General features: G+C 71.6%; 22 protein-coding genes. 12 read left to right on the forward strand and 10 right to left on the reverse strand.

What is annotated here, in order from left to right; translation table 11 throughout:
• Positions 1–87: 87 nt before the first annotated feature.
• Both POL25_RS17995 and POL25_RS18000 read left to right on the forward strand, forming a co-directional pair.
• Positions 88–1437 (forward strand): tetratricopeptide repeat protein, encoded by a 1350-nt coding sequence (locus POL25_RS17995; RefSeq protein WP_272087310.1) that lies wholly within the window; start codon positions 88–90, stop codon positions 1435–1437.
• Positions 1438–1583: 146 nt separating this feature from the next.
• Positions 1584–3389, forward strand: a complete 1806-nt coding sequence (locus tag POL25_RS18000) for a DUF2330 domain-containing protein (RefSeq protein WP_272087311.1) — start codon at positions 1584–1586, stop codon at positions 3387–3389.
• Between the two features lie 327 nt (positions 3390–3716).
• Here the strand turns inward: POL25_RS18000 and POL25_RS18005 are convergent, their stop codons facing one another.
• From POL25_RS18005 to POL25_RS18020, 4 genes are read right to left on the reverse strand one after another with little or no spacing between them, the layout of a single operon-like run.
• Complete coding sequence (locus POL25_RS18005) at positions 3717–4538, reverse strand: DUF7986 domain-containing protein (protein WP_272087312.1); 822 nt, start codon at positions 4536–4538, stop codon at positions 3717–3719.
• Entirely contained in the window at positions 4535–5890 is a 1356-nt protein-coding gene (locus POL25_RS18010; RefSeq protein ID WP_272087313.1) for a hypothetical protein, read from the reverse strand. The genes POL25_RS18005 and POL25_RS18010 overlap by 4 nt, the downstream gene beginning before the upstream one ends.
• Before the next feature lie 10 nt (positions 5891–5900).
• Positions 5901–6647: a hypothetical protein gene (locus POL25_RS18015; RefSeq protein WP_272087314.1), complete on the reverse strand. Its 747-nt coding sequence runs from the start codon at positions 6645–6647 to the stop codon at positions 5901–5903.
• Positions 6638–7300, reverse strand: coding sequence for a hypothetical protein (locus tag POL25_RS18020; protein WP_272087315.1), 663 nt, complete (start codon positions 7298–7300; stop codon positions 6638–6640). Before POL25_RS18020 ends, POL25_RS18015 begins: the two co-directional genes overlap by 10 nt.
• Positions 7301–7381: 81 nt before the next feature.
• Here POL25_RS18020 and POL25_RS18025 point away from each other — a divergent pair, with 81 nt between their 5' ends.
• From POL25_RS18025 to POL25_RS18060, 8 genes are all read left to right on the forward strand, one after another.
• A complete protein-coding gene (locus POL25_RS18025; RefSeq protein WP_272087316.1) occupies positions 7382–8086 on the forward strand; it encodes a MotA/TolQ/ExbB proton channel family protein in 705 nt (234 codons plus the stop codon).
• 37 nt (positions 8087–8123) lie between these two features.
• Positions 8124–8570, forward strand: coding sequence for a biopolymer transporter ExbD (locus tag POL25_RS18030; protein ID WP_272087317.1), 447 nt, complete (start codon positions 8124–8126; stop codon positions 8568–8570).
• Between the two features lie 12 nt (positions 8571–8582).
• Complete coding sequence (locus POL25_RS18035; RefSeq protein WP_272087318.1) at positions 8583–9437, forward strand: hypothetical protein; 855 nt, start codon at positions 8583–8585, stop codon at positions 9435–9437.
• Positions 9438–9632: 195 nt separating this feature from the next.
• Complete coding sequence (locus POL25_RS18040) at positions 9633–10907, forward strand: beta-propeller domain-containing protein (RefSeq protein ID WP_272087319.1); 1275 nt, start codon at positions 9633–9635, stop codon at positions 10905–10907.
• 12 nt (positions 10908–10919) lie between these two features.
• On the forward strand, positions 10920–11870 hold the full coding sequence (locus tag POL25_RS18045) for a Ppx/GppA phosphatase family protein (protein ID WP_272087320.1): 951 nt from the start codon (positions 10920–10922) through the stop codon (positions 11868–11870).
• On the forward strand, positions 11867–12697 hold the full coding sequence (locus POL25_RS18050; RefSeq protein ID WP_272087321.1) for a PHP domain-containing protein: 831 nt from the start codon (positions 11867–11869) through the stop codon (positions 12695–12697). The genes POL25_RS18045 and POL25_RS18050 overlap by 4 nt, the downstream gene beginning before the upstream one ends.
• Positions 12698–12776: 79 nt before the next feature.
• Positions 12777–14390, forward strand: a complete 1614-nt coding sequence (locus POL25_RS18055; protein ID WP_272087322.1) for an ATP-binding cassette domain-containing protein — start codon at positions 12777–12779, stop codon at positions 14388–14390.
• The gene (locus POL25_RS18060) at positions 14383–16092 is read left to right on the forward strand and encodes a hypothetical protein (RefSeq protein ID WP_272087323.1); all 1710 of its coding nucleotides are present in this window, start codon (positions 14383–14385) and stop codon (positions 16090–16092) included. Before POL25_RS18055 ends, POL25_RS18060 begins: the two co-directional genes overlap by 8 nt.
• Before the next feature lie 156 nt (positions 16093–16248).
• Here POL25_RS18060 and POL25_RS18065 read toward each other — a convergent pair whose 3' ends face one another.
• The 5 genes from POL25_RS18065 to pntA form a co-directional block, all read right to left on the reverse strand.
• On the reverse strand, positions 16249–16614 hold the full coding sequence (locus POL25_RS18065; RefSeq protein ID WP_272087324.1) for a winged helix-turn-helix transcriptional regulator: 366 nt from the start codon (positions 16612–16614) through the stop codon (positions 16249–16251).
• Between the two features lie 75 nt (positions 16615–16689).
• Positions 16690–17970: a type II toxin-antitoxin system HipA family toxin gene (locus POL25_RS18070; protein WP_272087325.1), complete on the reverse strand. Its 1281-nt coding sequence runs from the start codon at positions 17968–17970 to the stop codon at positions 16690–16692.
• Positions 17967–18260 carry a helix-turn-helix domain-containing protein gene (locus POL25_RS18075; protein ID WP_272087326.1) on the reverse strand — a complete coding sequence of 98 codons (294 nt, stop codon included), beginning with the start codon at positions 18258–18260 and terminating at the stop codon, positions 17967–17969. The genes POL25_RS18070 and POL25_RS18075 overlap by 4 nt, the downstream gene beginning before the upstream one ends.
• Positions 18261–18397: 137 nt before the next feature.
• On the reverse strand, positions 18398–19810 hold the full coding sequence (locus POL25_RS18080) for an NAD(P)(+) transhydrogenase (Re/Si-specific) subunit beta (protein WP_272087327.1): 1413 nt from the start codon (positions 19808–19810) through the stop codon (positions 18398–18400).
• A gap of 18 nt (positions 19811–19828) precedes the next feature.
• Positions 19829–21424, reverse strand: a complete 1596-nt coding sequence (pntA, locus tag POL25_RS18085; RefSeq protein ID WP_272087328.1) for a Re/Si-specific NAD(P)(+) transhydrogenase subunit alpha — start codon at positions 21422–21424, stop codon at positions 19829–19831.
• Positions 21425–21619: 195 nt separating this feature from the next.
• On the opposite strand from pntA, the gene moaC reads away from it, so the two are divergent.
• Positions 21620–22108 (forward strand): cyclic pyranopterin monophosphate synthase MoaC, encoded by a 489-nt coding sequence (gene moaC / locus POL25_RS18090; RefSeq protein WP_272087329.1) that lies wholly within the window; start codon positions 21620–21622, stop codon positions 22106–22108.
• Entirely contained in the window at positions 22105–22713 is a 609-nt protein-coding gene (locus POL25_RS44400) for a GNAT family N-acetyltransferase (RefSeq protein ID WP_272087330.1), read from the forward strand. Before moaC ends, POL25_RS44400 begins: the two co-directional genes overlap by 4 nt.
• A gap of 120 nt (positions 22714–22833) precedes the next feature.
• Here POL25_RS44400 and glmS read toward each other — a convergent pair whose 3' ends face one another.
• Complete coding sequence (gene glmS, locus POL25_RS18100) at positions 22834–24693, reverse strand: glutamine--fructose-6-phosphate transaminase (isomerizing) (RefSeq protein ID WP_272087331.1); 1860 nt, start codon at positions 24691–24693, stop codon at positions 22834–22836.
• Positions 24694–24746 lie beyond the last annotated feature (53 nt).

Raw genomic sequence — 24746 nt, forward strand, 5'->3', positions numbered from 1 at the left:
GGCGAAAACCCCAGGATTGCCAAGCGCGAGGCCCCGTGCAAAAACCATATCCCCGAGGCCCTTCGGGCCTTCATGTCTAACTTTCCCATGTCTTCTCTCCCCCAACTCGACGCGATCGCGACCCTGCTGAACCAGGGCGCCGCGGATTCGGCAGTCCGCTTGTTGCGAAGCTGTTGGGAGCCCGACCTCCCGCCGGACGACCTCGTGCGGATGTATTGCATGTGGGTCCGCGGGCTGTGCGAGACCGGTGAACTCGACCACGCGCTGACGCTCGCGCGACGGGCCGCCAACGAGTTCCCGCGCGAGGCCGATGTCCTGATCGCGCTCGGCAACGTGCAAGATTTGGTCGGCGATCTCGAGAAGGCCCGCGAGGCGTTCGAGGCGGCGATCGACAACGACCCGATCGGCGGCCTGCAGCACTACAACCTCGGCGCGGTGCTCGAGCGGCTCGGGCGCGAGATGGACGCCGAGGTCTGTTATCGCCGGGCCAACGAGTGCGACCCGCACGGCGGGATGTTCGAGGCGATCGCGGCGCTGGGGGCTCTGCTGCGCCGCCAGGGCCGGCTCGAAGAGGCCGAACAGATCTACGACCTGTACCTCAGCGACGATTCGATCAACGTCGAGATCCTGGTCGAGCACGGCATCTGTCTGTCCGACCTCGACCGCCTCGACGAGGCGATCGATCGCTTCGACTTCGCGCTCAGCCTCGACCCCGAGAACGCCGGGGCGCAGTACAACAAGGCGATCACGCTGTACCGCCTGGGCCGCTACGAGCAGGCCCTGGGCGCGCTCGAGCGGGCGCGTCAGCTCGACAAGGGCAACGCGCTGACGCTGGCGGTGCTCGGCGGGTGGCGGCTGTCGGCGGCCGACTGCGACCTCGACGAGGCGCTCGGGCTGCTGTACGGCGCGCTCGAGCTGCTCGAGCGGCGCTACGCGCAGGACCCGGGCCAGCTCGGCTACTGCAGCCTGGTGGCCGAGGAGATCTTCGAGGCGCTGTGGCAGAACGGGCGCCAGGGCGAGGCGCGCGAGGTGGCGCGGCTGGCCGGTCAGCGCGAGTGGATCACGCCGCACATCCTCGATTGCCTCAACGAGGCCGACCACGGGCGCTCGCCGCAGGTCAGCATGTACACGGTGGTCGCGCGCGCGGAGGCCGGCGAGCGGCCCGAGCACTGGCCCGAGAACACCGACGGCTACACCACGGGCCTGACGGTGCTGGCGACCGACGAGAACGAGGCGCGCGAGTTCTGCCTGCAATACCTGCGGTCGATCGAGCCCTCGCCCAGCATTCGCTTCACCCTCGACGTCGTCCCCCCGCAGTCGCCGACCGATCCGAGCCCGACGCTCGAGATGATGGCCGAGCTGCGCGGGGCGATGCAGCCGCGGCCGCGCGGCGTCGCGCGAGTCCACGGCCAGCGGGCCTATACGTTCCGGACTTGAGCCGGCCTGAGCCGCAGTCGGCTTCGCTTATCGGCGTTCACACGGTCTTCGCATCGGGCAGGGCCGGCGGACGCTGGCGCGGGGGACACCCCTGTGCGACGCTGTCGCGGTCGACTGCTTTGATTTACGAGATGCGGAGATTGGCGATGCGAAATTCACTACTGCTGACGGCGGCGCTCGGCGCTGCGTGGACCCTGGCGACGCCGCAGACGGCCGAGGCCTGTGGCGGCGTGTTCTGCGACGGCGGGCTGCCGAACTCGATGCCCGTCAACCAGGACGGCGAGAACGTGCTGTTCGTGCTCGACCAGAACGAGGTCGAGGTCCACATCCAGATCAGCATCGATCCCAACACCAACGCGCAGAAGTTCGCGTGGCTGATCCCGATCGCCCAGATCCCCGAGTTCGAGGTCGGCTCGCAGCCCTTGTTCGACGCGCTGCTGAACTCGTCGGTGCCGACCTACCAGGTCCAGCAGACCTTCGAGGTGTGCGGCGAGGACGGCATCTCCGGCGGCATCACGACCAACGCGACCGGCACCGGCGCGCCCGGTGACTCGGCCGGCGGTAGTACCAGCGGCGACGATTCGGACGGCGGCGAGGACCCGGTGCTGTTCAAGACCACCGCCGGCGCGTTCGAGATCGTGGTCCTGCAGGACAAGCAGATCGGGCCGATCAAGGACTGGCTGGTCAACAACGATTACCAGTGGATCGACGGCTCGGAGACGGTGCTGCAGCAGTACCTCGACGAGGGCCAGGTGATCGTCGCGCTCAAGCTGGCGGCCGGGTCCGACGGCGGTGACGTGCACCCGATCGTGCTGCGCTACCCGTCGAACGAGAACTGCTTCCCGCTGCGGCTGACGCGGTTCGCGTCGATCGAGAACATGGACATCCGCGTGTTCGTGCTCGGCGACAAGCGGGCGGCGCCGACCAACTACCGCCACGTCCTCGTCAACCCGCTGAAGATCGACTGGCTGTCGTTCGCGACCAACTACAAGGAGGTCATCACCAAGGCGGTCGACGACCTCGAGGCCGACGGGCTGGCGTTCGTGACCGAGTTCGCCGGGGCGTCGAGCGTGGTCCAGCCGTTCGCGTTCAACTTCTACAGCACGTCGTGGAACGAGGCGGCGTTCATCGGCATCCCGCCCGAGCAGGTGGTCCAGGTGCTGAACGAGCAGGGGCTGACGCAGTGCTTCGACCCCGAGTTCTGCTTCTACAACCACCCGCTGGTCGAGAGCCTGCTGAACGATTTCCTGCCGGTGCCCGACGGCCTGACGGCGGAGGAGTTCTACTGGAACCTGCCCGCCTACGTCGACCAGATCGACGCGATGGCGTGGGGCGACGGCAGCGCGTTCGCGCAGGCGCTCGACAGCCGGATCATCGCGCCGGGCGAGCACGCGCAGGAGCTGATCGACACGTATCCGTACCTGACGCGCATGTACACGGTGATCTCGCCCAACGAGATGATCGCGGACCCGATCTTCCACATCAACCCGGACCTGCCCGACGTGGCGAGCTTCCGCTCGGCGACCGAGTACAACCTGTGCGACGGCAACAGCGTGGTGACGCTGCCCGACGAGCGCGAGATCTTCGTGCCGAACGGCGGGCCGTGGCCGGAGTTCATCGGCGAGATGTGGTGGGCCGAGGAGGTCCAGCAGGTCGCCCTCAAGGGCAAGCCGATGCACCTCGTCAACAACACCGCGGCGATCAACAAGAAGATCGAGGAGTGGAACCTGGCCCACGGTTGGCCGCGCTTCCCCGACGCGCCGACGACCAGCGCCAGCGACACGGACACCGACGGCTCGGGCTCGAGCGGCGGGCCCGACTCTGCCACCGGCGGGGGACAGAACGACAGCAGCGGCTGCGGCTGCCGCAGCGACGGGACCCCGGGCGCCGGGATGCTGGCGCTCGTGGGGCTGGGGCTGCTGGCGCAGCGGCGCCGGCGAACCCGCGGCTGAGATCGATGACCGCGCAGGGCCGCCCTCGAAGCGGTCCTGCGCACGGTTCAGGCATGGCGGGCTCGTGAGACGTGGCCTTCAGTGAATCGCCGCGAACAAGGACCGACGCGCTGGGCCCTGACGGCCGCGCCGAACCCGTGACCCGGCGCCTCGGGCCGCGAAGAAGGGTCGACGCGCAGGGCCCCTGGCGACCGCGCCGAACCGTGACCGACACCTCACGGCGGGTCCTTCGGCGAGCCGCCTGCCTGGCGCCTGGGGCATGTCCGTACGGACATGCCTTTTAGAGCATGTCTCTCCGGGCATGTCCGCGGGGACATGCCCCGGAGGTCAGCCGACCGGGGCGTTGGCGATCCGGTGGACCAGCCAGAACAGGTTGGGGCCGTGGCGGTCGGGCAGCTCGCGGCGGACCGCGCGGAGGCTGTCGCACAGGGTCTCGAGGCCGCGGTCGAGGACGGAGGCGCGGCGGGCCTCGAGGCGCTGACCGACGCCGATCGGCTGCCAGCTGGTGCCCCACGGGATCGCCCACGTCAGGACGCGGTCGCCTGCGCGCAGGGCCTGCGACAGGTTGCTGTCGGTGAGCGCGACCGGCTCGTCGCGCAGGAGGTCCTTGCCGCGCACGCGCTGCTTGCCGGGGTTCACGTCGTCGACGGTGACCAGCAGCAGTCGCGCCTGCAGGCAGGCGTCGAGGGCGGCGCGCTGGCGGCCGTCGAGCGGCAGGCCGGCGCTGGCGAACATGTCGACCAGGCGGATGCCCTTGGGGTCGCGGTAGCCGTAGAGGCAGAAGGTCTGGGCGGCCCGGCGCAGGTCGGCGTTGTTCTTCTCGGCCGGGGTGGCGGCGCCGAAGAAGCCGTTCATCACCTGGGTGACGAACGGGCCGAAGCGACGGGTGGCGAAGCTGCCGAGCATCGTCTCGACGCGCTCGAAGTCGCCGCGCTCGTAGCGGCCGAACTTCGGGGTGAGCGGCCGCTCGCTCGTCAGCGGCGCCGCGGGAGCGGGGTTGCGCGCGCGCGCGTCCACCTGCGCCTGCGCGAGCTCCTGCTCGGAGGTGAGGAACGGGCCGGTGCCGCGACGCTTGCGCCGCGAGTCCGAGCGAGTTGCGGCCGCGGCGGGCGGCTCCGGGGTGCCGGGTTGTTCGGGTGTGTCGGTCATGGTTGCATTCCAGCGCAGGCGCCGTCGAAGGCGAGCCGCGGCAGCGCGAGCCCCAGGCTGGCGTTCGGGGCGGCCAGCGCCGGCTCGTCGCCGTTGCCGTAGCAAGCGACGTCGGAGTCGGGCGCGAGCCCCTCGACGCGCAGATACAGCTCTTCGTGGGCCATCGGCGCGTCGTCCCACACCAGCGGCTCGATGCGGGGCAGACCGCCGAGGGTGGCGCAGGGGACGGTGGCGACGCCGTCGAGCACGATCGGCGGGTCGCCGCCGTCGCGCAACGCCGCGGTCGGGACGACCTCGAGGTCGGCGTCGAGCACGGTGACGCGGACGCGGTCGATCACGAGGCCCGGCTCCGGCTCGCAGGTCGTGAGGGGCAGCTGCTCGGAGCCGCTGAGGAACGCCAGCGAGAACTCGAAGCCAGCCTCGATCGGCGCGAGGAAGCTGGCGATCGTGAAGTCGGCGACGAGGTCGACGCTCTGGAAGCCCTCGGGCGCGAGGGTGAAGGTGGTGATGTCGAGGTCGAGCGTCGGGACGGCGAGCACCTTGCCGCCCGGGCCGAGGCCGGTGACCGAGAGGGTGTAGTCGCCGGGATCGAGCGACTCGGTGAAGGTCTGGGCGGTGGTGGTGCAGGGGAAGCGGAGCTGCTTGGTCGTCGGCCCGGTGATGGCGAGCTCGATCTCGCTGAGGCCGAGGCCGTTGCAATAGGCGCTCGGGTTGCCGCCCATCAGCCGCGGGCGCACCACGACCTGCGCTCCGGCGCTGTCGCCGACCTCGAGGCCAGTGCGGTCGCCGGCGCACGAGGGGTCGGCGAGGTCGGTGTAGCCGTCGCGGTCGTTGTCGATGCCGTCGCTGCACTGCGGCGCGCCGACGATGACGAACTCGGGCAGCCGCTGGCCCTCGCCGGTCTCGCGGATCACGACGTCCTGGGCCGCGGAGGCGAGGACTTTTTTGCAGGAGGTGTCGATCTCGCTGCCGTCGGTGTCGGCGTCGGGATCGGCGGGCTCGTCGGCGCAGAACTGGACGCCGCGGCGACCCAGGGCGGTGACGGTGACGCTGTAGGCGCCGGCTCCGACCTCCGGCCCCGGGGCGCGCGCTTCAGGGTCGTCGAAGCCGGCGGGGAAGCAGGGGAACTCGCGCTCGTCGATCAGGGTGTCGGCGCCGTCGCGGGTGCTGATGCGGATCCGGCTGATGCCGAGCTGGGAGCACTGGTCGACGGAGACGAGCCCGCGGGGCTCGCGGACGTCGACGTCGGTGAGCGGCTGCAAGCGCCAGCGGACCCAGAAGCTGGGGTCCTCCGCGCAGCCGACCGCGGCGACGGACGCGAGCGCGAGGGGAGCGAGGCGGGCGCGGAGCATCAGGGCCGGTCTATCCGTCACAGGCGGGGTTTTCAAGGTCCAGGGCGATCTGGACGGGTGAGTCTTCGATGGCGAGGGCGCGCGAGCAGGTCCGGCCGTCGATCTCGAGATCGAGGCGGTAGCGCCCGGGGTCGAGGCCCTGCACGCGGTGGGCGCCCGCGAGGCCGGTGCAGGGCTGCGACTGACCGCCGAGGCGCAGGCCGCGATCGCTGGCGAGGGCCTGGCGATAGAGCGCGGGCGGCTCGTCGCCCTCGGCGAGGAACAGATCGGCAGCGGGGTCGGCGTAGCGCAGGGCGACGGTGAGGTCGCCGCACGCGCCGGTCAGGGCGAGGTCGAGCTGTTGCGGCGGGCGCTGCAGCTCGAGGTCGACGAGGGTGATCGCGTGGCTCTCGACCTCGCCGACGGCCAACGCGATGGCGAGCGGCGCGTCGTCGGTGGCCCGACCGCTGGCCGTCAGGTCGTAGGTGCCGGCCCGCAGGTCGAGGAAGATCTCCGGCGTCTCGACCGTCCGCGCCGCTGGCGAGATGTTGCCGGCCTCACACGCATAGGCGAACACGCGGTCGCGTGCGGGGTCGGCGGCGTCGACCACCTGCACGGCCACCCGGGACAGGCCCGTGCCGAGGCAGGTGCGCGCCCGGCGAGCTTCGGGGCCGTCGACGGCGTTGACCTCGCGCGCGCTCCACGTCAGCTCGAGGCCGGTGGCCCCGCCCGCGGGCAAGACGCACGCCGGCCCCAAGAGCCAGGTCCCTAGGAGCAACCGGCGCAGCATCCCACGAGGTCCATGACGGTGCGGCCCTGCTCGGACGGCTCCTGCACGCAGGCGTCGAGGCCGGTGAGCACGAACAGGTAGACTTGGAGGTCGGTGAGGAGGCCCGGCTCGACGGTGCGGCTGCGCGGGCCAGGGGTGAGGGCGCAGGCTGGGCCGAGCTCGCAGACGCATCCATCGGCGAATTGGGCGACCACGCCGACCTCGAAGTCGTAGGGCTCCTGCTCGCGGGCGGTGACGATGGAGAACCCGCGCGCGGCCTTGCAATCGTACGTGAGCACGTCGACCTGGCAAGATTCGTCGGTGGCGCAGGCCTGCGGGCAGTCCGGCTCGCACAGGCGGAGCTGGGCATGCAACTGATAGGGTTTGCGCGGGCCGTCGGCGGTGACGCGGCCGATGAAGCCGCACAGGTCGCCGAACCTGGCGGCGTCGGCGTCACAATTGTCGATGTCGTCCAGCTCGCCGGCGGGGAAGATCGAGCGGCCGGCGGCGTCGACGACGGTCCAGTTCAGCTCGACCTCGCCTTTGTCGCGCACGCAGGCGGCGATCGTGACGAGCGCGAGGATCGCTCCTACCGCCGGGCTCGGGCGCCGCCGCAGGGGCGAGGCGGGCGCGGGCGCGAGCGCGTGGGCGGGGCGAGGCACGGCCGGAGGATAGCAAAACCGGCGTCGTCGGGGGCGGCCCGCGGTTTGACGGGGCCGGGCGGGGGCGTGTAGCCTGCCGGCGTGTTGCTCCCCGTGCCCAGCTTGCTCGCCGAGATCGACATCCTCCACCTGCTGTTCGGCGCCAAGGGCCTCGTGCTCGTGGTCGGCATCCTGCTGGTCATCTCGATCTTCACCACGGTCTTCGTGATTCTCTACAAGCTGATCCACATCAGCCAGGCGCAGTCGCAGTCGATCACGTTCCTCGACCGGTTCTGGGAGTCGAAGCGCCTCGACGACATCTACCGGGTCGCCGAGCAGCTCAAGTACAGCCCGCTGGCGGCGATGTTCCGCGCCGGCTACATCGAGCTGTCGAAGGTCAAGAAGGGCCAGAACGAGGCCACCGGGTCGATGCACGAGAAGATGGACGGGCTCGAGAACATCGAGCGCGCGCTGGTCCGCGCCAGGGTCAGCGAGACGACCAAGCTCGAGAACCTGATGCCGCTGCTGGCCACCATCGGCTCGGCCGCGCCGTTCGTCGGTCTGCTCGGCACGGTGTGGGGCATCATGGAGGCGTTCTCGGCCATCGCCGCGTCCGGTTCGGCCGACCTCGCGGTCGTCTCGGGCCCGATCGCCGAGGCGCTGGTGGCGACCGCGACCTCGCTGATGAGCGCGATCCCGGCGGTCATGGCGTACAACTACTTCAATCGCCGCATCAAGGTGCTCGGCGCCGAGATGACCACGTTCGGCAGCGACTACACCAACATCGTCAAGCGCCACTTCTTCTAGGCCGCGACCGGTCGCCTGCTACGATCACGGTGTACGCATGAGCAGCAAGGTCACAGCAGACGCGATCCAGGGCGAGGGCCCGGTCTCGGCGATCAACGTCACGCCGCTGGTCGACGTGATGTTGTGTCTGCTCATCATCTTCATGGTGTCGACGCCGTTGATGGCGCCGAAGCAGCCGCAGAAGATCGATGTGCCGAAGGCCAAGGCGCAGGCGATCGCGCAGGAGCAATTCCTGCTGGCGACGGTCTCGGTCGACGCCAAGGGCGACGTCTTCATGGGCACGGTCGCGCTCTCGCGCGACCCCGCGACCATGACCAACGAGCTCAGCAGCAACGCGCGCCTCAAGCAGGAGGGCGTGGCCTTCATCCAGGGCGACTCGAACATCGACTTCAGCCGGATCGTCGAGGTGCTCGTCGCGTTGCGTACGGCAGGGGTGTCCAAGGTCGGGTTCCTGACCGACCCGAAGGTCCCGCCGCGCACCTGAGAGGGAACGAGCATGTCCGAGATCAAAGTCCGCTCCGTGCCGATGCTGCTGACGCCGTTCGTCGAGCTGGGCCGCCAGTTCGGCGACATCCTCCGCAACCCGACGGCGTTCTTCGGCAGCCTGCTCGGTTCGGCGCTGCTGACCGGCGGCGTCGCGGCGCTGGTGATGTTCGGACCGACCTTCGAGGTCTCGGCCGAAGAGGACGACGACGAGCTCGAGATGGAGTTCGTCCCCGGTGAGCTGGTGCGGCTCGGGCCCAAGCTCGACCCGACCCAGATCCCGGAGAAGATCATCGTCGAGAAGACGGTCGCCGCCGAGGCCGCCGCCGAGACCACGGTGACGACGGACGAGAAGGCGCAGCCGACCACCGAGCCGAAGAAGAACGAGCCGAAGAAGACCGACGCCAAGTCGACCGAGAAGCCCGATCCCACCAAGAAGGGCGCCAAGGAGTCGACCAAGAATCAGGACTCCAACACGCCGCACAACGATCTGCCGACGGTCAAGGAGCTGCCCGGCGACCCGTTCGGCGACGCGGGCGGCTGGTCCGACACCTTCAAGGCCGGCGACCCGTGGGCCACCGAGGTCATGAAGGTGTTGAACGGCATGAAGGTCGGCACCTTCGGCGCCGAGGGCAAGGACGCGACCTTCAAGTTCCGCCTCGAGGTCTGCCCCGACGGCAAGCTGTCGGCGCAGCAGAAGCAGGGCACCGGCGACACCACGCTCGACTCGCGGATCAAGAGCACCATCGAGGGGCTCAAGGTCAGCGTGCCGGCGGGCGTGGCCGACCTGCTGAAGGGCAAGTGCAAGAAGATCCAGTACGAGTTCACGTGGCGCGGCAAGGGTGCCGGCGCCGGCGCGGTCAAGTAAGTGGATCGCCGCCGCGTTGCGGCGGATCGGGGTGACAAATTGTCTGCCAGGGCTCGCTGGGCGGCTCGCGGCGGCCGGCCGGTGGGGCCGGCCCCCAGCGCGTCTGCGGGCCAAAGCGGCACAATTGGGGCGCGGGGGGTTCCCCCGGCCTTGACGGGCGGGTATGGTTGGCGCGCTCAGAAGGTGCCAACGCCCATGAAGCGGACCCTGCTCGGAACTTCTTTCTTCGCCACCCTCCTGCTCGCCACCTCGTTCTACGCGGGCAAACAGCCGGCTCTGGCCAACGCGGCTCCGGCCGCGGGCTCCGAGGTCGACCTCGGCGGCGGGTTCACGCTGCTGCGTCTCGCGGTCCCGGCCGACGGCCGCATCGGCGACATCCTGCGCAAGAACGCGTTGATCTCGAGCGGCTTCGAGGTCATCGACCGCCGCAGCATCCCGGCCGCGCTGATCAAGGCCAACGACTTCGACCAGAAGGGCTGGCAGGACATCGGCGCCCAGGCCGTCATCCTCGCCGACGAGGTCGGCGGTCAGTTCAAGTTCCGCCTGTTCGACATGGGCGCCGGCGGCAAGCCGGTGCTGTCGCGCGGCTACGCGGCCAACGACCCGCTCAAGGCCGCCAACCGGTTCATGAACGACGTCATCGAGCACTACACCAAGATCCCGGGTGTGTTCGGCTCGCGCATCGCGTTCGTCCGCACCAACCGGACGCCGACGGTGACCAAGAACGTGTTCACGATCGAGATGAACGGCGAGTCGCCGGCCTCGATCACCAACAACCGCTCGCTCAACATCTCGCCGTCGATCGGGCCGGGCGGGCAGGTGCTCTTCACCTCCTACGCCAAGCGCAACCCCGACCTGTGGATGAGCTCGGGCGGCTCGCTGAGCCGGATCAGCACCCAGCGCGGCCTCAACCTCGGCGGCGTGATGAGCCCCGACGGCTCGAGCATCGCCCTGACGCTGTCGAAGGACGGCAACTCCGAGATCTACCTCATCGACACCGGCGGCACGATCAAGGCCCGCCTGACCAACAACGCGGCGATCGACGGCTCGCCGACGTGGAGCCCGGGCTCGAACCAGCTCGCGTTCGTGTCGAGCCGCTCGGGCGGCCCGCAGGTGTTCCGCATGGGCTCCAACGGCGCCGGCGCGGCCCGCCTGACCAAGCAGGGCACCTACAACCAGACGCCCGACTGGAACCCCGGCCAGGGCGCGCGCGGCAACCTCGTCGCCTACGCCGGCCGCGACAACTCCAACCGCTACGACATCTTCGCCATCGACGTCGGCAGCGGCAAGCTGTCCCGCCTGACCCAGAACCCGGGCCGCAACCTCGACCCGAGCTGGTCGCCCGACGGCCGCATGATCGCCTTCCAGTCGACCGTCGGCGGCATCGTCGTCGCCAACGACAAGGGCAACAACCAGCAGGTCATCGCCAAGGCCGGCACCACGCCCGACTGGGGCCCGCGCAGCGAGTAGGTCCTTCGGGACATGTCCCAACAGTCAGGTGAGCCTGCGACGCCGCGCGCCGCGGATCCGCGAGGATCCTGGCGCGCGGTCATTGATATCGGGACCAACAGCGTCCTGCTGCTGATCGCGCGCTGGCACGGCGACGACCTCGAGATCGCGCTCGACCAGGCGACGATCACCCGCCTCGGCAAGGGCGTGGCCGCGTCGGGAGTGCTGGCGCCCGAGTCGATCGCGCGCACGCTCGCGGTGCTGAAGCAGTACCGCGAGACGGCGGAGCGCCATGGGGCGACGCCGCTGGCCGTGACGACCGAGGGCGTGCGCCTGGCCAGCAACCGCGACGATTTCCTGACGCCCGCGGCCGCGGTGCTCGGGGCGCCGGTGCGGCTGCTCAGCGGCGCGGAGGAGGCCGAGCTGTCATACCGCTCGGTGGCGCAAGAGCTGGGCCCGACGACGGCGCTGCGCGTGCTCGACATCGGCGGCGGCTCGACCGAGCTGGCCGTCGGCGAGGGCGAGCGGCTGATCTCGTCGGTGTCGCACCCGATCGGCGCGGTGCGACTGTTCGAGCGGTTCGTGACCCAGGATCCGCCGGCGCCGAGCGAGGTGGCGCAGATCGAAAAAACGGCCCTGGAGACGCTGCAGCGCGGGCAGCCGCTCGATCCGGAGCCCGTGCTCACCGGCCTCGCGGGCACGGTCACGACCGCGGCGGCGATGCTGCTGGGGCTGACGCAGTACGACCGCGAGCAGGTCGACGGCTCGACCTTCACGATCGATCAGGTCCGCGACCTCCGCGATCGCGCGGCCCGGGTGACCGTCGCCGAGCGCTGCCAGATCTGGCCCACGCTCGAGCCTGCGCGCGCCGACGTGATCGTCGCCGGCATGACGATCCTGCTGGCGGCGATGCAGCACTGCGGGGCCACCAGCCTGGCGGTGCGCGACCGCGGGCTGCGTTACGCGCTGATCGAGAGGGAATGATGCGCGTCGACCTGCACTGCCACTCGACCTGCTCGGACGGCAGTCTGACGCCGACCGAGGTGGCGACGCGGGCCCAGGCCGAAGGGGTCGAGCTGTTCTGCCTGACCGACCACGACTCGGTCGCGGGCTACCAGGCGACCGCGGCTGCGCTGCCGGGAGCCCGCGTGCTGCGCGGGGTGGAGCTGAGCTGCCGCTTCGCCGACAAGACGGTCCACTTGCTGATCTACGGGATCCGCGACGGCTCCGGGCTGACGGCGCTGGAGGTCCGGCTCGAGAGCGTGCTCGAGGACAGGCGGACGCGGCTCAAGGCGATCATCGCCCGCCTGCGCCGGCTCGGGGTCAAGCTCGACGGGGAGAAGATCCTCATCGCCACCCACGGCCACACGCCGGGTCGGCCCGATGTCGCGCGCGCGCTGGTCGAGGCGGGCGTGGTCCGTTCGCACCGCGAGGCGTTCGAGCGCTACCTCCGCGACGGTGGCCCGGCCGACGTGGCGCTCGAGCGGGTGTCGCTCGACGAGGGGCTGCGGCTCGGTCGCAACGCGGGGGCGAAGATGTCGCTGGCGCACCCGCACACGCTGCGCTCGCCGCAGCTGGTCGACGAGATGTACGCGCAGTACCGCTCGGCCGGGCTCGAGGGCATCGAGGCGTACTACGGCCGCTACGGGTCGCAGGAGCGCGGCCAGTGGCTGAACCTGGCCAAGCGGCGCGAGCTGGTGGTGACGGGCGGGTCGGACTTCCACGGGGCGGCGGTGCCGGAGATCCGGCAGCCGGGGATCGAGCTGCCGGAGCGCCACGCGGAGCGCCTGCAGGCCTGGCTGGCGGAGTGAGCCGGGGCGAGTGATGTGTCTGTTGCGACATGTGTGAAGCGCCAGGTCCGAAAGGACAGGTGCGAAGGGGCAGGTGAGCGTGGACGCGGGGACCGGCGAGACCGAGGCGGAGCGGCGGGGCGACGAGCGGCCGGTGCTGCTGCGCGTCGAGGGGCTGGCGATCGCGCGGCCCGACGGCTCGCCGCTGGTCGAGGCGCTGACGCTGACGCTGCGCGCCGGCGAGACGGTGGCGGTGTTCGGGGCTAGCGGGGCCGGCAAGTCGACGCTGATGGCGGCGCTGCACGACGCCGAGGGGCTGCGGGCGCGCGGCTTCGCGGTCCGTGCGGCCGCGTTCACGACGGCCGGCGCGGTCGGGATCGTGCCGCAGCGAGGGGCGCTGCTCGACCACCTCAGCGCGGCCGGTAACATCGCCCTGGCGCTGCGCAACGCCGACAAGCCGACGGCGGCCAGCGCGGCGGCGGTCGAGCGCTGGATCGCCGCGCTCGATCTGCCGCGGCGCTGGAGCGGGGGCGGGCAGGCGGTGGCGCACGTCAGCGGCGGCGAGGCGCAGCGGCTGGCGGTCGCGCGCACGCTGGCGGGCGGGCGCCAGATCTTGCTGCTCGACGAGCCGTCGGTCGGGCTCGATCCGCTGCGCGTCGATCGGCTGGCGGCGGCGCTGCGCGGCCAGATCGCTGGCCAGGGCGCGGCCGCGCTGGCGATCACCCACGACCTCGAATTCGCGGCGGGCTTCGCCGATCGCTTCCTCTACCTCGACCCGGCCGCGGGCCAGCTGGTCGAGCTGCCGATCGCCCGCGGCGAGTCGCCGGCGGCGACGGTCGCGGCGCTGGGGGCGGCGCTGCGCGAGCGCATGGCCCGAGAGACAGGTCATGCGGGCGGGGGCGCGCGCCGGCGCCTGGGGCCGCGGCTGCGAGCTGTCCTTCGGGACATGCTCGCTCCGTTCGCGGTGCTGGCCCGGGCGCTGGTGGCTGCCCCGGCGGCGCTGGTCCGGCCGCGCGATTTCTTCGAGGTGGCGCGGGTGACGTTCGCCCAGGGCCTGTGGCGGCCGCTCCTGTTCATCGCCGCGGTGTCGCTGCTGGTCGGGTTCACGCTGCTCTACATCTTCCACCGCGCGTTCTCGGGCGGCGGGGTGCCGGTGCGGCCGGACAAGATCTTCGCGCTGATCGGGTCGATGCACGTGCTCGCGCTGGCGCCCCCGCTGTCGGGCATCCTGTTCGCGGCGACCTCGGGCAGCGCGGTCGCGGCCTGGCTCGGCGGGATGTCGCTGACGCGCCAGACGGCGGCGCTGCGCGGGCTCGGGATCGCCGAGGCGCGCTACCTGTGGCTGCCTGCGGTGCTCGGGCTGGCGCTGGCGTACGTGGTGCTGGCGGCGGTGTTCACCGGCGGGATGGTGCTCGGCGGGCTGCTCTACTTGAAGGTCCAGGTGCCGGCGCTCGCCGATCCGTGGGCCGTCGTCACCGCGGACTTGCTCGATCCCCCGGCCGCGCGGGCGCCGTTCCGCGCGCGCGCGCTCGTGCTGGTCGCGCTGTACGCGGGCGGGATCGCGGCCGACGCGGTGGCGAAGGGGGCCAGCGACAAGGCCAGCGCAGACGCGGTGACGGCGGCGATGGTCCGCAGCGTGATGGCCTGTACGCTGTGGATCGTGGCGCTCGAGCTGGCGTCGCTGGTGGTGCTGTATGGCGCTCGCGGTGGATAATTGGCGACTCGCGTCGATGGCCGGTCTGGCCGGGCTGGTGCTGGCGGGCGCGCTGCTGGCCGCCGGGCGCGGGGCGCTGATCGAGGCGGCGGCGATCGAGCCGTTCCGCGTCGAGGTGGCGTCGGCCCACGCGCCGGCCGCGGACGGGCGCTGGTCGGGGCGGGTGGTGCCGCCCGAGCTGACGGCGCGGACGGTCGTGCGCGTCGACGGGCAAGTCATCGATGATGCTTCTGGACATGTGCGAGAGGACATGTCCGATGGGACATTATCGGTCGCGCTGGGTGACGCGCCGGGGCTGCGGCTGATCGAGGTCGAGCTGCCGCGGCAGGGCGGCGCCGAGGTGGCGACCGACGCGGCGCTGATCGGGCCGTTCCGCGAGCGCTGGGGCGAGGGGCCGGAGTGTGGGGCGGGGGTGCGGGTCGCGGCGGCGGCGATCGATCGTCTGGTGCTGCCGCCGCTGCGGGCGAAGCTGCTGGCGGCGGCGCCGTCGATCGGGCTGCTCGGGCCGGCGACGACGATCGAGGAGGCGAGCGTGACGCTGCTCGGCGACGCGCTGTTCTTCCGGGTGGCGCTCGCGGGGGAGCACCGCATCGCGGTGGCAGGCAAGCTCGAGGTGCGGGTGGCCGGGTCGCGTCAGCTCGGCGTGCGGCTGGCTTCGCTCGGGCCGGTCGAGTTCTCCGGCACGCTGCGCACGCGGGCGACGCTCGGGGCCGCGGCGCTCGGGGCGGCCATCACCGGCCCGCTGGCGCCGCTCGGAGCGCTCGCCGGCTACGCGCTGGCGGACGGCTACATCGATCGGCGGGCGCGCCAGGAGGTCGAGACGCAGCTGACGGCGGCCCTGGCGGTGGCCAGCGCGATCCCGCTGATCCCGGAGCGCGCCGAGCTGATCGTCGGCGAGCCGCGCTCACGGGCGACGCTGGCGTTCTGCGCGGTGGCGATCGAGGCGGGCGGGATCGCGGCGCACCTGTCCGTTCGGCCAGATCGGCCGGAGCCGCGGACCGGCGAGGAGGCGGGCCGGGTGCGCACGCGCCTGGCGGCGATCCCGGGGCCGGCGCGGCACGGGCTGTCGCTGCCGCCGCTGCGGCCGGTGGCGCCGACGGCCGACGCGGAGGTCGAGCTCAGCCTCGACACGGTCGACGCGCTGCTCGACGCGTGGACGGCCAACGGGCTGCTCGGCGAATTGATGGGGCGGGCCCAGTGGGTCGAGCGGGTCGACGAGGAGCTGGGCGAGTGGACGACGCTCGGGCTGGAAGGCATCGAGGTGCGGCTGCCGCCGTCCCTGTCTCCGGGGACAGGTGACGGCTGGGCCCTGACGATCGCGGGGCTGCGGCTCGATCTGACGGGCAGCGAGGGCGACGATCCCGGCGAGGTGCTGGTGGCAGGGCGCGGGCTGGTGCGCCCGCACTACGACGGCGCGCGCGGGCGCATCGCCCTGGCGGGGACGATCGACCGCCTGCGCCTGTCCTGCGCCCGCGCGGGGGCGCTGTGGCCGTGCTTCGCGGCGCTGCTCGAGCTGGGCGACGTCGAGGCGAGGCTCGACGCGCTGCTGGCCCCGGGCGCGGCCGGGCTGCCGGGGATCGACGTGCGGACGCTGCTGCGCGACGGGACGCAGGCGCTGCGCGAGGGCGGGCTGGAGCTGGCCGACCTGACGATCAGCTACCCGGCGCACGGGGTGCTGCGGGTGGCCGCCGAGGTGCGCTGATCGGGGCGCCGGGCGGGTGACGAAGCAGGCGAGGCTGGCCGGGCACCCGTGCGGGGCCTGAGAGACATGGTCGAGACGACATGTCAAAGAGGACATGTCGAATGGCGCATGTTCATCGGGGCATGTCGCCAAGGACATGGCCCTCCAGACAGGCCGTCAGTCTTGCTTGCGTGGGTCCTTGCGGTCGAAGCGCTCGCGGGCGCGGGCGATCTCGCCGCGGTGGCCGTCGGCCCAGGCGGCGAGCGCCTGCACCGGGTCGAGCAGGGTGCGGCCGAGGTCGGTCAGGTCGTAGTCGACGCGCGGGGGGTTCGTCGGGGTCACTGTCCGCGTCACCAGGCCGTCGCGCTCGAGGCCGCGGAGCGTCAGGGTCAGCATTCGCTGCGAGATGCCGTCGATGGTCCGCCGCAGCTCGCTGAAGCGCAGCGGTCGGTCGCTCAACATGCTGACGACGAGCACGCTCCACTTGTCGCCGACGCGGCTGAGGACGTCGCGCACCGCCAGGCAGGTCTCGTGCTGATGCATGTCGCGGGCTCGGTTCCCTTTCATAACCCAGGCTGCAAGCGGGATGAAGCCGTCCTGGACGGGCCCGGCGGCAGGTCAGCGGCGGCGCGGTCGCCTGGCTGCGCGCGCGCCGGGCAGCTCGGCCTCGGCGGCGACGGCCTCGAGGCGGCGGCCGATGTCCGCGATCGTGGCCGGGGCGACGTCGACCGCGCGGGCTTCACGAGGCCAGCGCGTCAGGGCCGCACGCACCTCGTCGACGATCGCCTGCGCGGCCTTCTCGTCGATGCCGGCGCGACGGGCGAGGCGCAGCAGGTGCTGCCAGGTCGGGCGGCGGCCCTCGCCGTCGAGCGTCATGGTGTGCTCGCCGCCGGGACCGGCGACGAAGTTGAGGTCGTAGGCGGGGGACAGGCGCCAACCACCCTCGCGGTCCATGAGGAAGGAGAAGTTCTTGCCGTGGTCGTCGCGGTTGTGCGCGAGCACGTTGAACACCATCTGCCGGTAGGCCCGGCGCACGTCCGGCTGGGCGCGCGTGAGGTGCATGGTGACGCGCAGCAGCATGTCGTAGTCGAGGTTCGGCTCGCGGAAGTCGGCGTCGAGCAGGCCGGCGAGGGTGTGGACGTGGGTGCGCGCGCCGGCCTCGTCGCGGTCGAACCGGCGCACGCCGAAGAAGCGCTGGCCGCTTTTGGTAGCGAACAGCCGCGTGTCCGGGACCTCGAGCCCGGCGTGGCGCGCCAGGCGGGCGTAGACGTGCTCGATCGCCCCCGCGTCGCGCTGCTCGTCGCCGGCCCAGAACTTGATCAGCCACGGCTCGTGGTCGGGCGGCGGCACGGCTGTCCCAAAGACCATGCTGTCCCCGCGGACAGCCACGAGGATCTTCGGCCGCGCGCCGCCGGGCGAACCACCGGCGTGCTGCAGTACCGGCAAGAGCTCGGACGGGTGGCCCCGGTAGACCTCCTCGGCGGCGGCGGCGAGCTTGTCGAGGGCGATCGATCGATCGGCGACCGGCTCGGCGTCGGTGCACGGGTGGAAGGTCAAGGCGCCCATGGTGCGGGCGCCGAGGTGGGCCAGGCGATCGAGCGGCGACAGCTGCTCGGGGGCGAGGCCGCGCTTGCGAAACAGCCGGTCCATCAGCAACAGGCCCCAGCCGTCGGGCAGGGCGTCGGCGAACACGCCGTGCAGGCGGGTGGCCGCCGGGGCCTTGAAGATGCCTGGCTGAAGGGCCAGCTTGAGCGGCGAGATCGACGGGCCGCGGGCCAGCCAGGTCGGCTCGTACTCGAAGTAGATCGCCCGCTCGTGCAGCAGCAGGTGGCCGACGATCGGCGTGTCCCCGGCGCCGAGCTCGAGCCGGACCTCGATCTTGTGGATCGCCGCGTTCACCGGCGACCTCGCTGGCGCACGGGCGCCTGGCCGCGCTGCTCGAGCTCGGCCAGCGAGCGCGCGGGCGGCGGGGCGAACAGCGCCTCGAACTGCTCGAGGCAGCCGAGCGCGAGCGCCAGGCGGAGCAGGTTGTCGAGCGCGATCTGGCCGGTCGTCTCGAATCGCTTGACCGTGCCGGCGCTGATGCCGGCCCGCTCGGCCAGGGTCTCTCGCCGCCAGTCACGCGCCAGCCGGAGCTCTTTCAGCCGCCCCGCCAGCCGCTGCGCGACCTCCTCGGTAGTGAAGAGCATACGGGGTATTATATGCGCCTTTATGGGGCTGACAACGAGGTTGAGGGTAGAATATTGGCTGTTCTGGCCGAGGCCCGGACGCGAAAAAGCCCGCCGCCTCGAGCGAGGGGCGGGCTTCACCGCGGGCGCGGAGGAGCTCAGCCGCGCAGCTTGCCGAGCAGGGCGTCGACGTTCTTCTTGGCGTCGCCGTAGAGCATGCGGGTGTTTTCTTTGTAGAAGAGCGGGTTGTCGACGCCGGCGTAGCCGACGCCTTTGCCGCGCTTCATCACCACCACGGTCTTGGCCTTCCACACCTCGATCACGGGCATGCCGGCGATCGGGCTCGACGGGTCGTCCTGGGCGCCAGGGTTGACGATGTCGTTGGCGCCGATCACCAGCACGAGGTCGGTGTTGGGGCAGTCGTGGTTGATCTCGTCCATCTCGAGGACGATGTCGTAGGGCACGTTGGCCTCGGCCAGCAGCACGTTCATGTGGCCGGGCAGGCGGCCCGCGACCGGGTGGATGGCGAAGCGGAAGTTGGCGCCGGCCTTGCGCAGGAGCTTGGCGATCTCGGCGACCGGGTGCTGCGCCTGGGCGACGGCCATGCCGTAGCCGGGCACGACCATGATGTTGCGAGCGGAGCGCATCAGCTCGACGGTGCCGTCGAGGTCGACCTCGCGGCACTCGCCGACCGGCTGGGCCGCGGCGCCCTTGGGGACGGCCGCGCCGCCGTCGGAGCCGAAGCCGCCGGCGATGACGCTGATGAACGAGCGGTTCATCGCCCGGCACATGATGTACGAGAGGATCGCGCCCGAGCTGCCGACCAGCGCGCCGGTGACGATCAGGAGGTCGTTGTTCAGCATGAAGCCGGCGGCCGCGGCGGCCCAGCCGGAGTAGCTGTTGAGCATCGACACGACGACGGGCATGTCGGCGCCGCCGATGGCCATGACCATGTGCACGCCGATCACGCTGGCGATGCCGGTCATGATCAGCAGCGGGGTGAGGCCGTGGTGCGGGTCGGCCAGGAACTGCCAGCCGAAGAACACGCAGCCGAGCAGCAGCGCCAGGTTGAGCAGGTGGCGGCCGGGCAGGGTCAGCGGCCGGCCGCCGATGCTGCCGCGCAGCTTGAGGAAGGCGATGATCGAGCCGGTGAAGGTGATCGCGCCGATGAACACGCCGATGTAGACCTCGACGTTGTGGATCGTGTCGGCGTGGTTGCCGGCGCCGAGGAACGACGAAAGGCCGACCAGCACCGCCGCGGCGCCGACGAAGCTGTGCAGCACGGCGACCAGCTCGGGCATCGCGGTCATGGCGACGCGCGCGGCCAGGACGGCGCCGATGAGCGCGCCGGGGACGATCGCGGCGGCGAGGATGGCGAAGCCGCTGCCGCTGATGTTCATCACCTTGTCGGCGTTCATGCCGATGGCGGTGGCGATGACGGCGAGCAGCATGCCGATCATGCCGTAGACGTTGCCGCGGCGGGCGGTGTCCTGGCGCGAGAGGCCGCCGAGGCTGAGGATGAACAGCGCGCTGGCGGCGATGTAGATGACGGTGAGGAGGCTGAACGACATCGTGGTGGTCCCCGCCGCTTACTTGCGGAACATCTTCAGCATGCGCTGGGTGACGAGGAAGCCGCCGGCGACGTTGATCATCGCCAGCAAGATGGCAGCCGCGCCGAGCAAGGTCGCGGCCGAGGTCGGGGCGCCCGAGATCTGCAGCATGCCGCCGATGATGATGATGCCGCTGATCGCGTTGGTGACGCTCATCAGCGGGGTGTGCAGGGCCGGGGAGACGCTCCACACGACCTGGTAGCCGATGAAGCAGGCCAGGACGAACACGGTGAAGTGGCTGAGGAAGCTCGACTTGTCGTCGACGCCGAAGCCGATGCCGATCAGCAGGAGGCCGGCGAACAGCAGCGGCCACGGGCTCGACTCGCCCGCGGGCGGGCCGTGGCCGTGACCGTGGCTCCTCGGCGGCGGGGCCGAGGGGCGCGGGGGCTCGGGCGCGGGGGCGACCGGCGCGGCGGGCTTGGATGCAGCGGGAGCGGCGGCGGGCGCGGGCGCGGCGGCGGGGCGCGGCGGCGGCCACTTGATCTCGCCGTGGTGGGTGATGAGGCAGCCGCGCACGACCTCGTCGTTCTCGTCGATGCGGAAGTTGGCGGCCTTGCCCATGTCGTCGAGCAGGTGGCACAGGTTGGTGCCGTAGAGCTGGCTCGACTGCGCGGCCATGCGGCTCGGCAGGTCGGTGAAGCCGATGATCGTGACGCCGCCGTGCACGATCTTCTCGCCCGGCGAGGTCAGCTCGCAGTTGCCACCTGTCTCGGCGGCCAGGTCGACGATGACCGAGCCGGGCTTCATGCGCTCGACCATGTCGCGCAAGATCAGCTTGGGCGCCGGCTTGCCGGGGATCAGCGCCGTCGTGACGATGATGTCGACCTCTTCGGCCTGGCGGCGGAACAGGTCCATCTCGGCGGCGATGAAGGCCGGGCTCATCTCCTTGGCGTAGCCGCCGACGCCGGTGCCGTCCTCGTGGAAGTCGAGCTCGAGGAACTCGGCGCCCATGCTCTCGACCTGCTCCTTGACGACGGGGCGGGTGTCGAAGGCGCGGACGATCGCACCGAGGCCGCGGCCGACGCCGATGACGGCGAGGCCGGCCACGCCGGCGCCGATGACCATGAGCTTGGCCGGCGGGACCTTGCCGGCGGCGGTGATCTGGCCGGTGAAGAAGCGGCCGAAGCTGTTGGCGGCCTCGATGACGGCGCGGTAGCCGGAGATGTTGCCCATCGACGACAGCGCGTCGAGCTTCTGCGCGCGAGAGATCCGCGGCACCGCGTCCATGGCCAGCACCGTGACGCCGCGGCCGCGCAGGCGCTCGACCAGGTCGGGGTTCTGCGCCGGCCAGATGAAGCTGATGAGCACCTGGCCCTCGCGCGCGAGGTCGACCTCGAAGCTACTCGGCGCGCGGACCTTGAGGACGATGTCGACCTGGCCCCAAAGACCTTCGGCGTCGGCCGCGATGCCGCAGCCGACGCTGGCGTAGGCGTCGTCGCCGAACTCGGCGGCCGCACCGGCACCGCTCTCGACCACCACGGAGAAGCCCTGGCTCTGCAGGCGCTTGGCGGTGTCTGGGGTGGCAGCCACCCGGCGCTCGCCAGGGTAGATCTCCTTCGGAATGCCGATCTTCATAGCTTTGCAGGCTTGCAAGGCGGACCCAACGAGGCCGCGGCAGCCGGGCCGAGAGATATCACGAGGGCCGGCGCGGCTCTACCGTTTCCTCGCCGGAGTCGGCAAATCTCGGCGCGCGGAGCCCGGCCGCGGGCGTGTGAGCTTGAGCGGCCCCGCTGTCGCACGACCTCGCCTCGGCCGAGGCTAGCCTCGGCCATGGCCGAGCCCCTGACCCACTTCGACCCCTCCGGGGCGGCGCGCATGGTCGCCGTGACCGACAAGCCGGAGACGGCGCGCGCCGCGGTGGCGGAGGCCCGCGTGCGCATGGCCCCGGCGACGCTCGAGCGGATCCGCGAGGGCCAGATCGGCAAGGGCGACGTGCTCTCCGTGGCCCGCCTGGCCGCGATCGGGGGCGCGAAGCAGACGCCGCAGATGATCCCGCTGTGCCACCCGGTGCGGCTGACCGGGATCGACGTCGACTTCGTGCTCGAGCCCGACCTCCCGGGCGTGCGCGTCACGGTCCGCGTCAGCGCGGTCGACCGCACCGGCCCCGAGATGGAAGCGATGACCGCGGCGGCCGCGGCGGCGCTGACGATCTACGACATGTGCAAGGCGATCGACCGCGGGATGGTGATCGCGTCGGTGTACCTGGTCGAAAAGTCAGGCGGGAAGTCGGGCGTGTGGACCCGCGGAGGTGGAGCGTGAACGAGCCGCGGGTCGAGGGCTTTCGCGGCGGGGCGACCGAGCTGCGCGGGCTGCTCGGGCGGGCCTTCTGCGACAACCCCGGGATGGTCGCGACGCTCGGCGACGCGCGGCCGCGACGGCTGGCGCGCGCGACCCGATTGATGGGCGGCATGACCGGCACGGCGCTGGCGAGCGGGACGGTCGAGGTGGTCCGCGCGGGCGGCCGGGTGGCGGCGACGAGCCTGTCTTATGGGCCAGATCAGAAGCCGAGCGGGCGGGCGCTGGTGCCGATGTACCTGGCGGGTCTCTCGACGGGGCCGCGCTGCCTGATCCGGCTGCTGCGCCTCGACGAGTTCCTGCGCACGCATCACCCGCGGGTGCCGCACTTCTTCCTCGCGGTGCTCGGGGTCGAGCCGGAGATGCAGGGCCGTCAGCTCGGCTCGGCGCTGCTGCGGGCGCTGTCGGCCCGCGCCGACGCGGCCGGGCTGCCGTGTTACCTCGAGACCGACCGCGAGCCGGCCAAGCGGCTGTACATGCGCCACGGCTACGAGGTGGTCGGCGAGCACGAGCTCGAGAACCTCGGCGGGGTGCGGTTCTGGCGGATGCAGCGACCGCCGGCGCGGTAGTGATTCGCCGTCACTCGTGCGACGGGGTCGCGCGCATCGCCGGCGCGCAGTGATTCGCGTCCGTCGCCGGCGACGGATTTCACGAGTCGTGCGGAGCGCCGGCGCGGTGGTGATGCGCCGTCACTCGACGGTGACCGACTTGGCGAGGTTGCGCGGCTGGTCGACGTCGGTGCCCTTGAGATCGGCGAAGTGATAGGCGAGCAGCTGCAGCGGGATGCTGGCGAGGATCGGCTGCAGCTCGCCGGCGACGTCGGGGACGAGGATCAGGTCGTCGGCGAGGTCGCCGATGGTGTGATCGCCGAGCGTTGCGACGGCGATGATCTTGCCGCCGCGCGCGCGCACCTCCTCGAGGTTCGAGAGCACCTTGCCGTAGCCCAGGCCACGCTGGGCCAGGACGACCACCGGCATGGTGTTGTCGACCAGCGCGATCGGCCCGTGCTTCATCTCGCCGCTGGCGTAGCCCTCGGCGTGGATGTAGCTGATCTCCTTGAGCTTGAGCGCGCCCTCGAGGGCCACCGGGTAGCACAGGCCGCGGCCGAGGAAGAGGCAGTCGCGGGCGCCCTGGTGGCGGCGAGCGACGATCCGGATCGCGGCGCTGGCGGCCAGGAGGTTGTCGATGTGCGCCGGCAGGTCCTGCAGGCCGTCGAGCAGGCCGCGCGCGCGCTCGGGCGTGAGGTGCCCGGTGCGCCGGCCGAGGTGGATCGCCAGCAGCAGCATCATGGTCAGCTGGGTGGTGAACGCCTTGGTCGAGGCGACGCTGATCTCGGGGCCGGCGTGGGTGTAGAGGACCTTGTCGGCGACGCGGCTGATGCTGGCGCCGAGGACGTTGCAGATCGCCAGGGTCTGGGCGCCGCGCTGCTTGGCCTCCTTGAGCGCGGCGATGGTGTCGGCGGTCTCGCCCGACTGCGTGATCGCCAGCGCGAGGTCGGTGGTGCGCACGATCGGGTCCCGGTAGCGGAACTCGCTGGCGATGTCGACCTCGACGGGGATCCGCGCGAGGCCCTCGATCAAGGAGCGACCGATGAGGGCGGCGTGGAAGCTGGTGCCGCAGGCGAGCATGACGATCCGGGCGCACGCGCCGAGGTCGGGGCCGAGCAGGTCGAGGCCTTCGAAGCGCACGTCGTCGGCGACGACGCCAGCGCCGAGCATGGTGTCGCGGATGGCCCGCGGCTGCTCGTGGATCTCCTTGAGCATGTAGTGGCGGAAGCCCTGCTTCTCGGCGGCGGCGGGGCTCCACTCGACGCGCCGCCTGGGCCGCTGGACCGGCTTGCCGTGGGCGTCGACGAGCTCGAAGCTGGTCGGCGTGATGCGGGCGAGGTCGCCGTCCTCGAGGTCGACCACCACCCGCGTGTGCTGCAAGATCGCCGAGACGTCGCTGGCGACGAAGTTCTCGGCCGCGGGGCTGTCCTCGCCGACGCCGGGGCCGCCGAGGCCGAGCAGCAGCGGGGCGCTGTGGCGCGCGGCGACGATCGTGTCGGGGTGCTTTTGATGGACGACGGCGATCGCCCACGCGCCCTCGAGCTGGGCCGTGGCGCGCACGACGGCCTGCAGGAAATCGCTGCCCTCGACGAGCTCGCGGGCGACGAGGTGAGCGATGACCTCGGTGTCGGTCTCGCTGGTGAACTGACAACCGGCCGCCTGCAGGTGGGCGCGCAGCTCGGCGTGGTTCTCGATGATGCCGTTGTGGACGACGGCGATGTCGCCGGCGCGGTGCGGGTGCGCGTTGAGCTCGGAGGGGCGGCCGTGGGTGGCCCAGCGGGTGTGGCCGATGCCGCACGGACCGGCGAGCGGGGTCTTCTCGAGCGCGTTCTCGAGGGCGACGATCTTGCCCTGGCAGCGCGCCAGCTGGACGGGGCCGCCGGTGGTCGAGGGGACGGCCACGCCGGCCGAGTCGTAGCCGCGGTACTCGAGGCGGCGCAGGCCGCCGAGGAGGAGCGGGACGGCGGAGCGAGCGCCGGTGTAACCGATGATGCCGCACATGACTGGAATCTCCTGCCGAGAGAGGGGCGCGGGCCGTCCGGAGCGCCGGGGAG

It is taken from the genome of Nannocystis bainbridge, from assembly GCF_028368995.1.
GTDB lineage: Bacteria > Myxococcota_A > Polyangia > Nannocystales > Nannocystaceae > Nannocystis > Nannocystis bainbridge.

What these genes read in the sequence shown, in the direction of transcription:
- POL25_RS18010 (WP_272087313.1), bottom strand. Translation starts at nt 5,890, where the DNA reads ATGCTCCGCGCCCGCCTCGCTCCCCTCGCGCTCGCGTCCGTCGCCGCG.
- POL25_RS18030 (WP_272087317.1), top strand. Translation starts at nt 8,124, where the DNA reads ATGAGCAGCAAGGTCACAGCAGACGCGATCCAGGGCGAGGGCCCGGTC.
- POL25_RS17995 (WP_272087310.1), top strand. Translation starts at nt 88, where the DNA reads ATGTCTTCTCTCCCCCAACTCGACGCGATCGCGACCCTGCTGAACCAG.
- POL25_RS18000 (WP_272087311.1), top strand. Translation starts at nt 1,584, where the DNA reads ATGCGAAATTCACTACTGCTGACGGCGGCGCTCGGCGCTGCGTGGACC.
- POL25_RS18050 (WP_272087321.1), top strand. Translation starts at nt 11,867, where the DNA reads ATGATGCGCGTCGACCTGCACTGCCACTCGACCTGCTCGGACGGCAGT.
- POL25_RS18005 (WP_272087312.1), bottom strand. Translation starts at nt 4,538, where the DNA reads ATGACCGACACACCCGAACAACCCGGCACCCCGGAGCCGCCCGCCGCG.
- POL25_RS18035 (WP_272087318.1), top strand. Translation starts at nt 8,583, where the DNA reads ATGTCCGAGATCAAAGTCCGCTCCGTGCCGATGCTGCTGACGCCGTTC.
- pntA (WP_272087328.1), bottom strand. Translation starts at nt 21,424, where the DNA reads ATGAAGATCGGCATTCCGAAGGAGATCTACCCTGGCGAGCGCCGGGTG.
- POL25_RS18045 (WP_272087320.1), top strand. Translation starts at nt 10,920, where the DNA reads ATGTCCCAACAGTCAGGTGAGCCTGCGACGCCGCGCGCCGCGGATCCG.
- POL25_RS18075 (WP_272087326.1), bottom strand. Translation starts at nt 18,260, where the DNA reads ATGCTCTTCACTACCGAGGAGGTCGCGCAGCGGCTGGCGGGGCGGCTG.
- moaC (WP_272087329.1), top strand. Translation starts at nt 21,620, where the DNA reads ATGGCCGAGCCCCTGACCCACTTCGACCCCTCCGGGGCGGCGCGCATG.
- glmS (WP_272087331.1), bottom strand. Translation starts at nt 24,693, where the DNA reads ATGTGCGGCATCATCGGTTACACCGGCGCTCGCTCCGCCGTCCCGCTC.
- POL25_RS18080 (WP_272087327.1), bottom strand. Translation starts at nt 19,810, where the DNA reads ATGTCGTTCAGCCTCCTCACCGTCATCTACATCGCCGCCAGCGCGCTG.
- POL25_RS18065 (WP_272087324.1), bottom strand. Translation starts at nt 16,614, where the DNA reads ATGCATCAGCACGAGACCTGCCTGGCGGTGCGCGACGTCCTCAGCCGC.
- POL25_RS18040 (WP_272087319.1), top strand. Translation starts at nt 9,633, where the DNA reads ATGAAGCGGACCCTGCTCGGAACTTCTTTCTTCGCCACCCTCCTGCTC.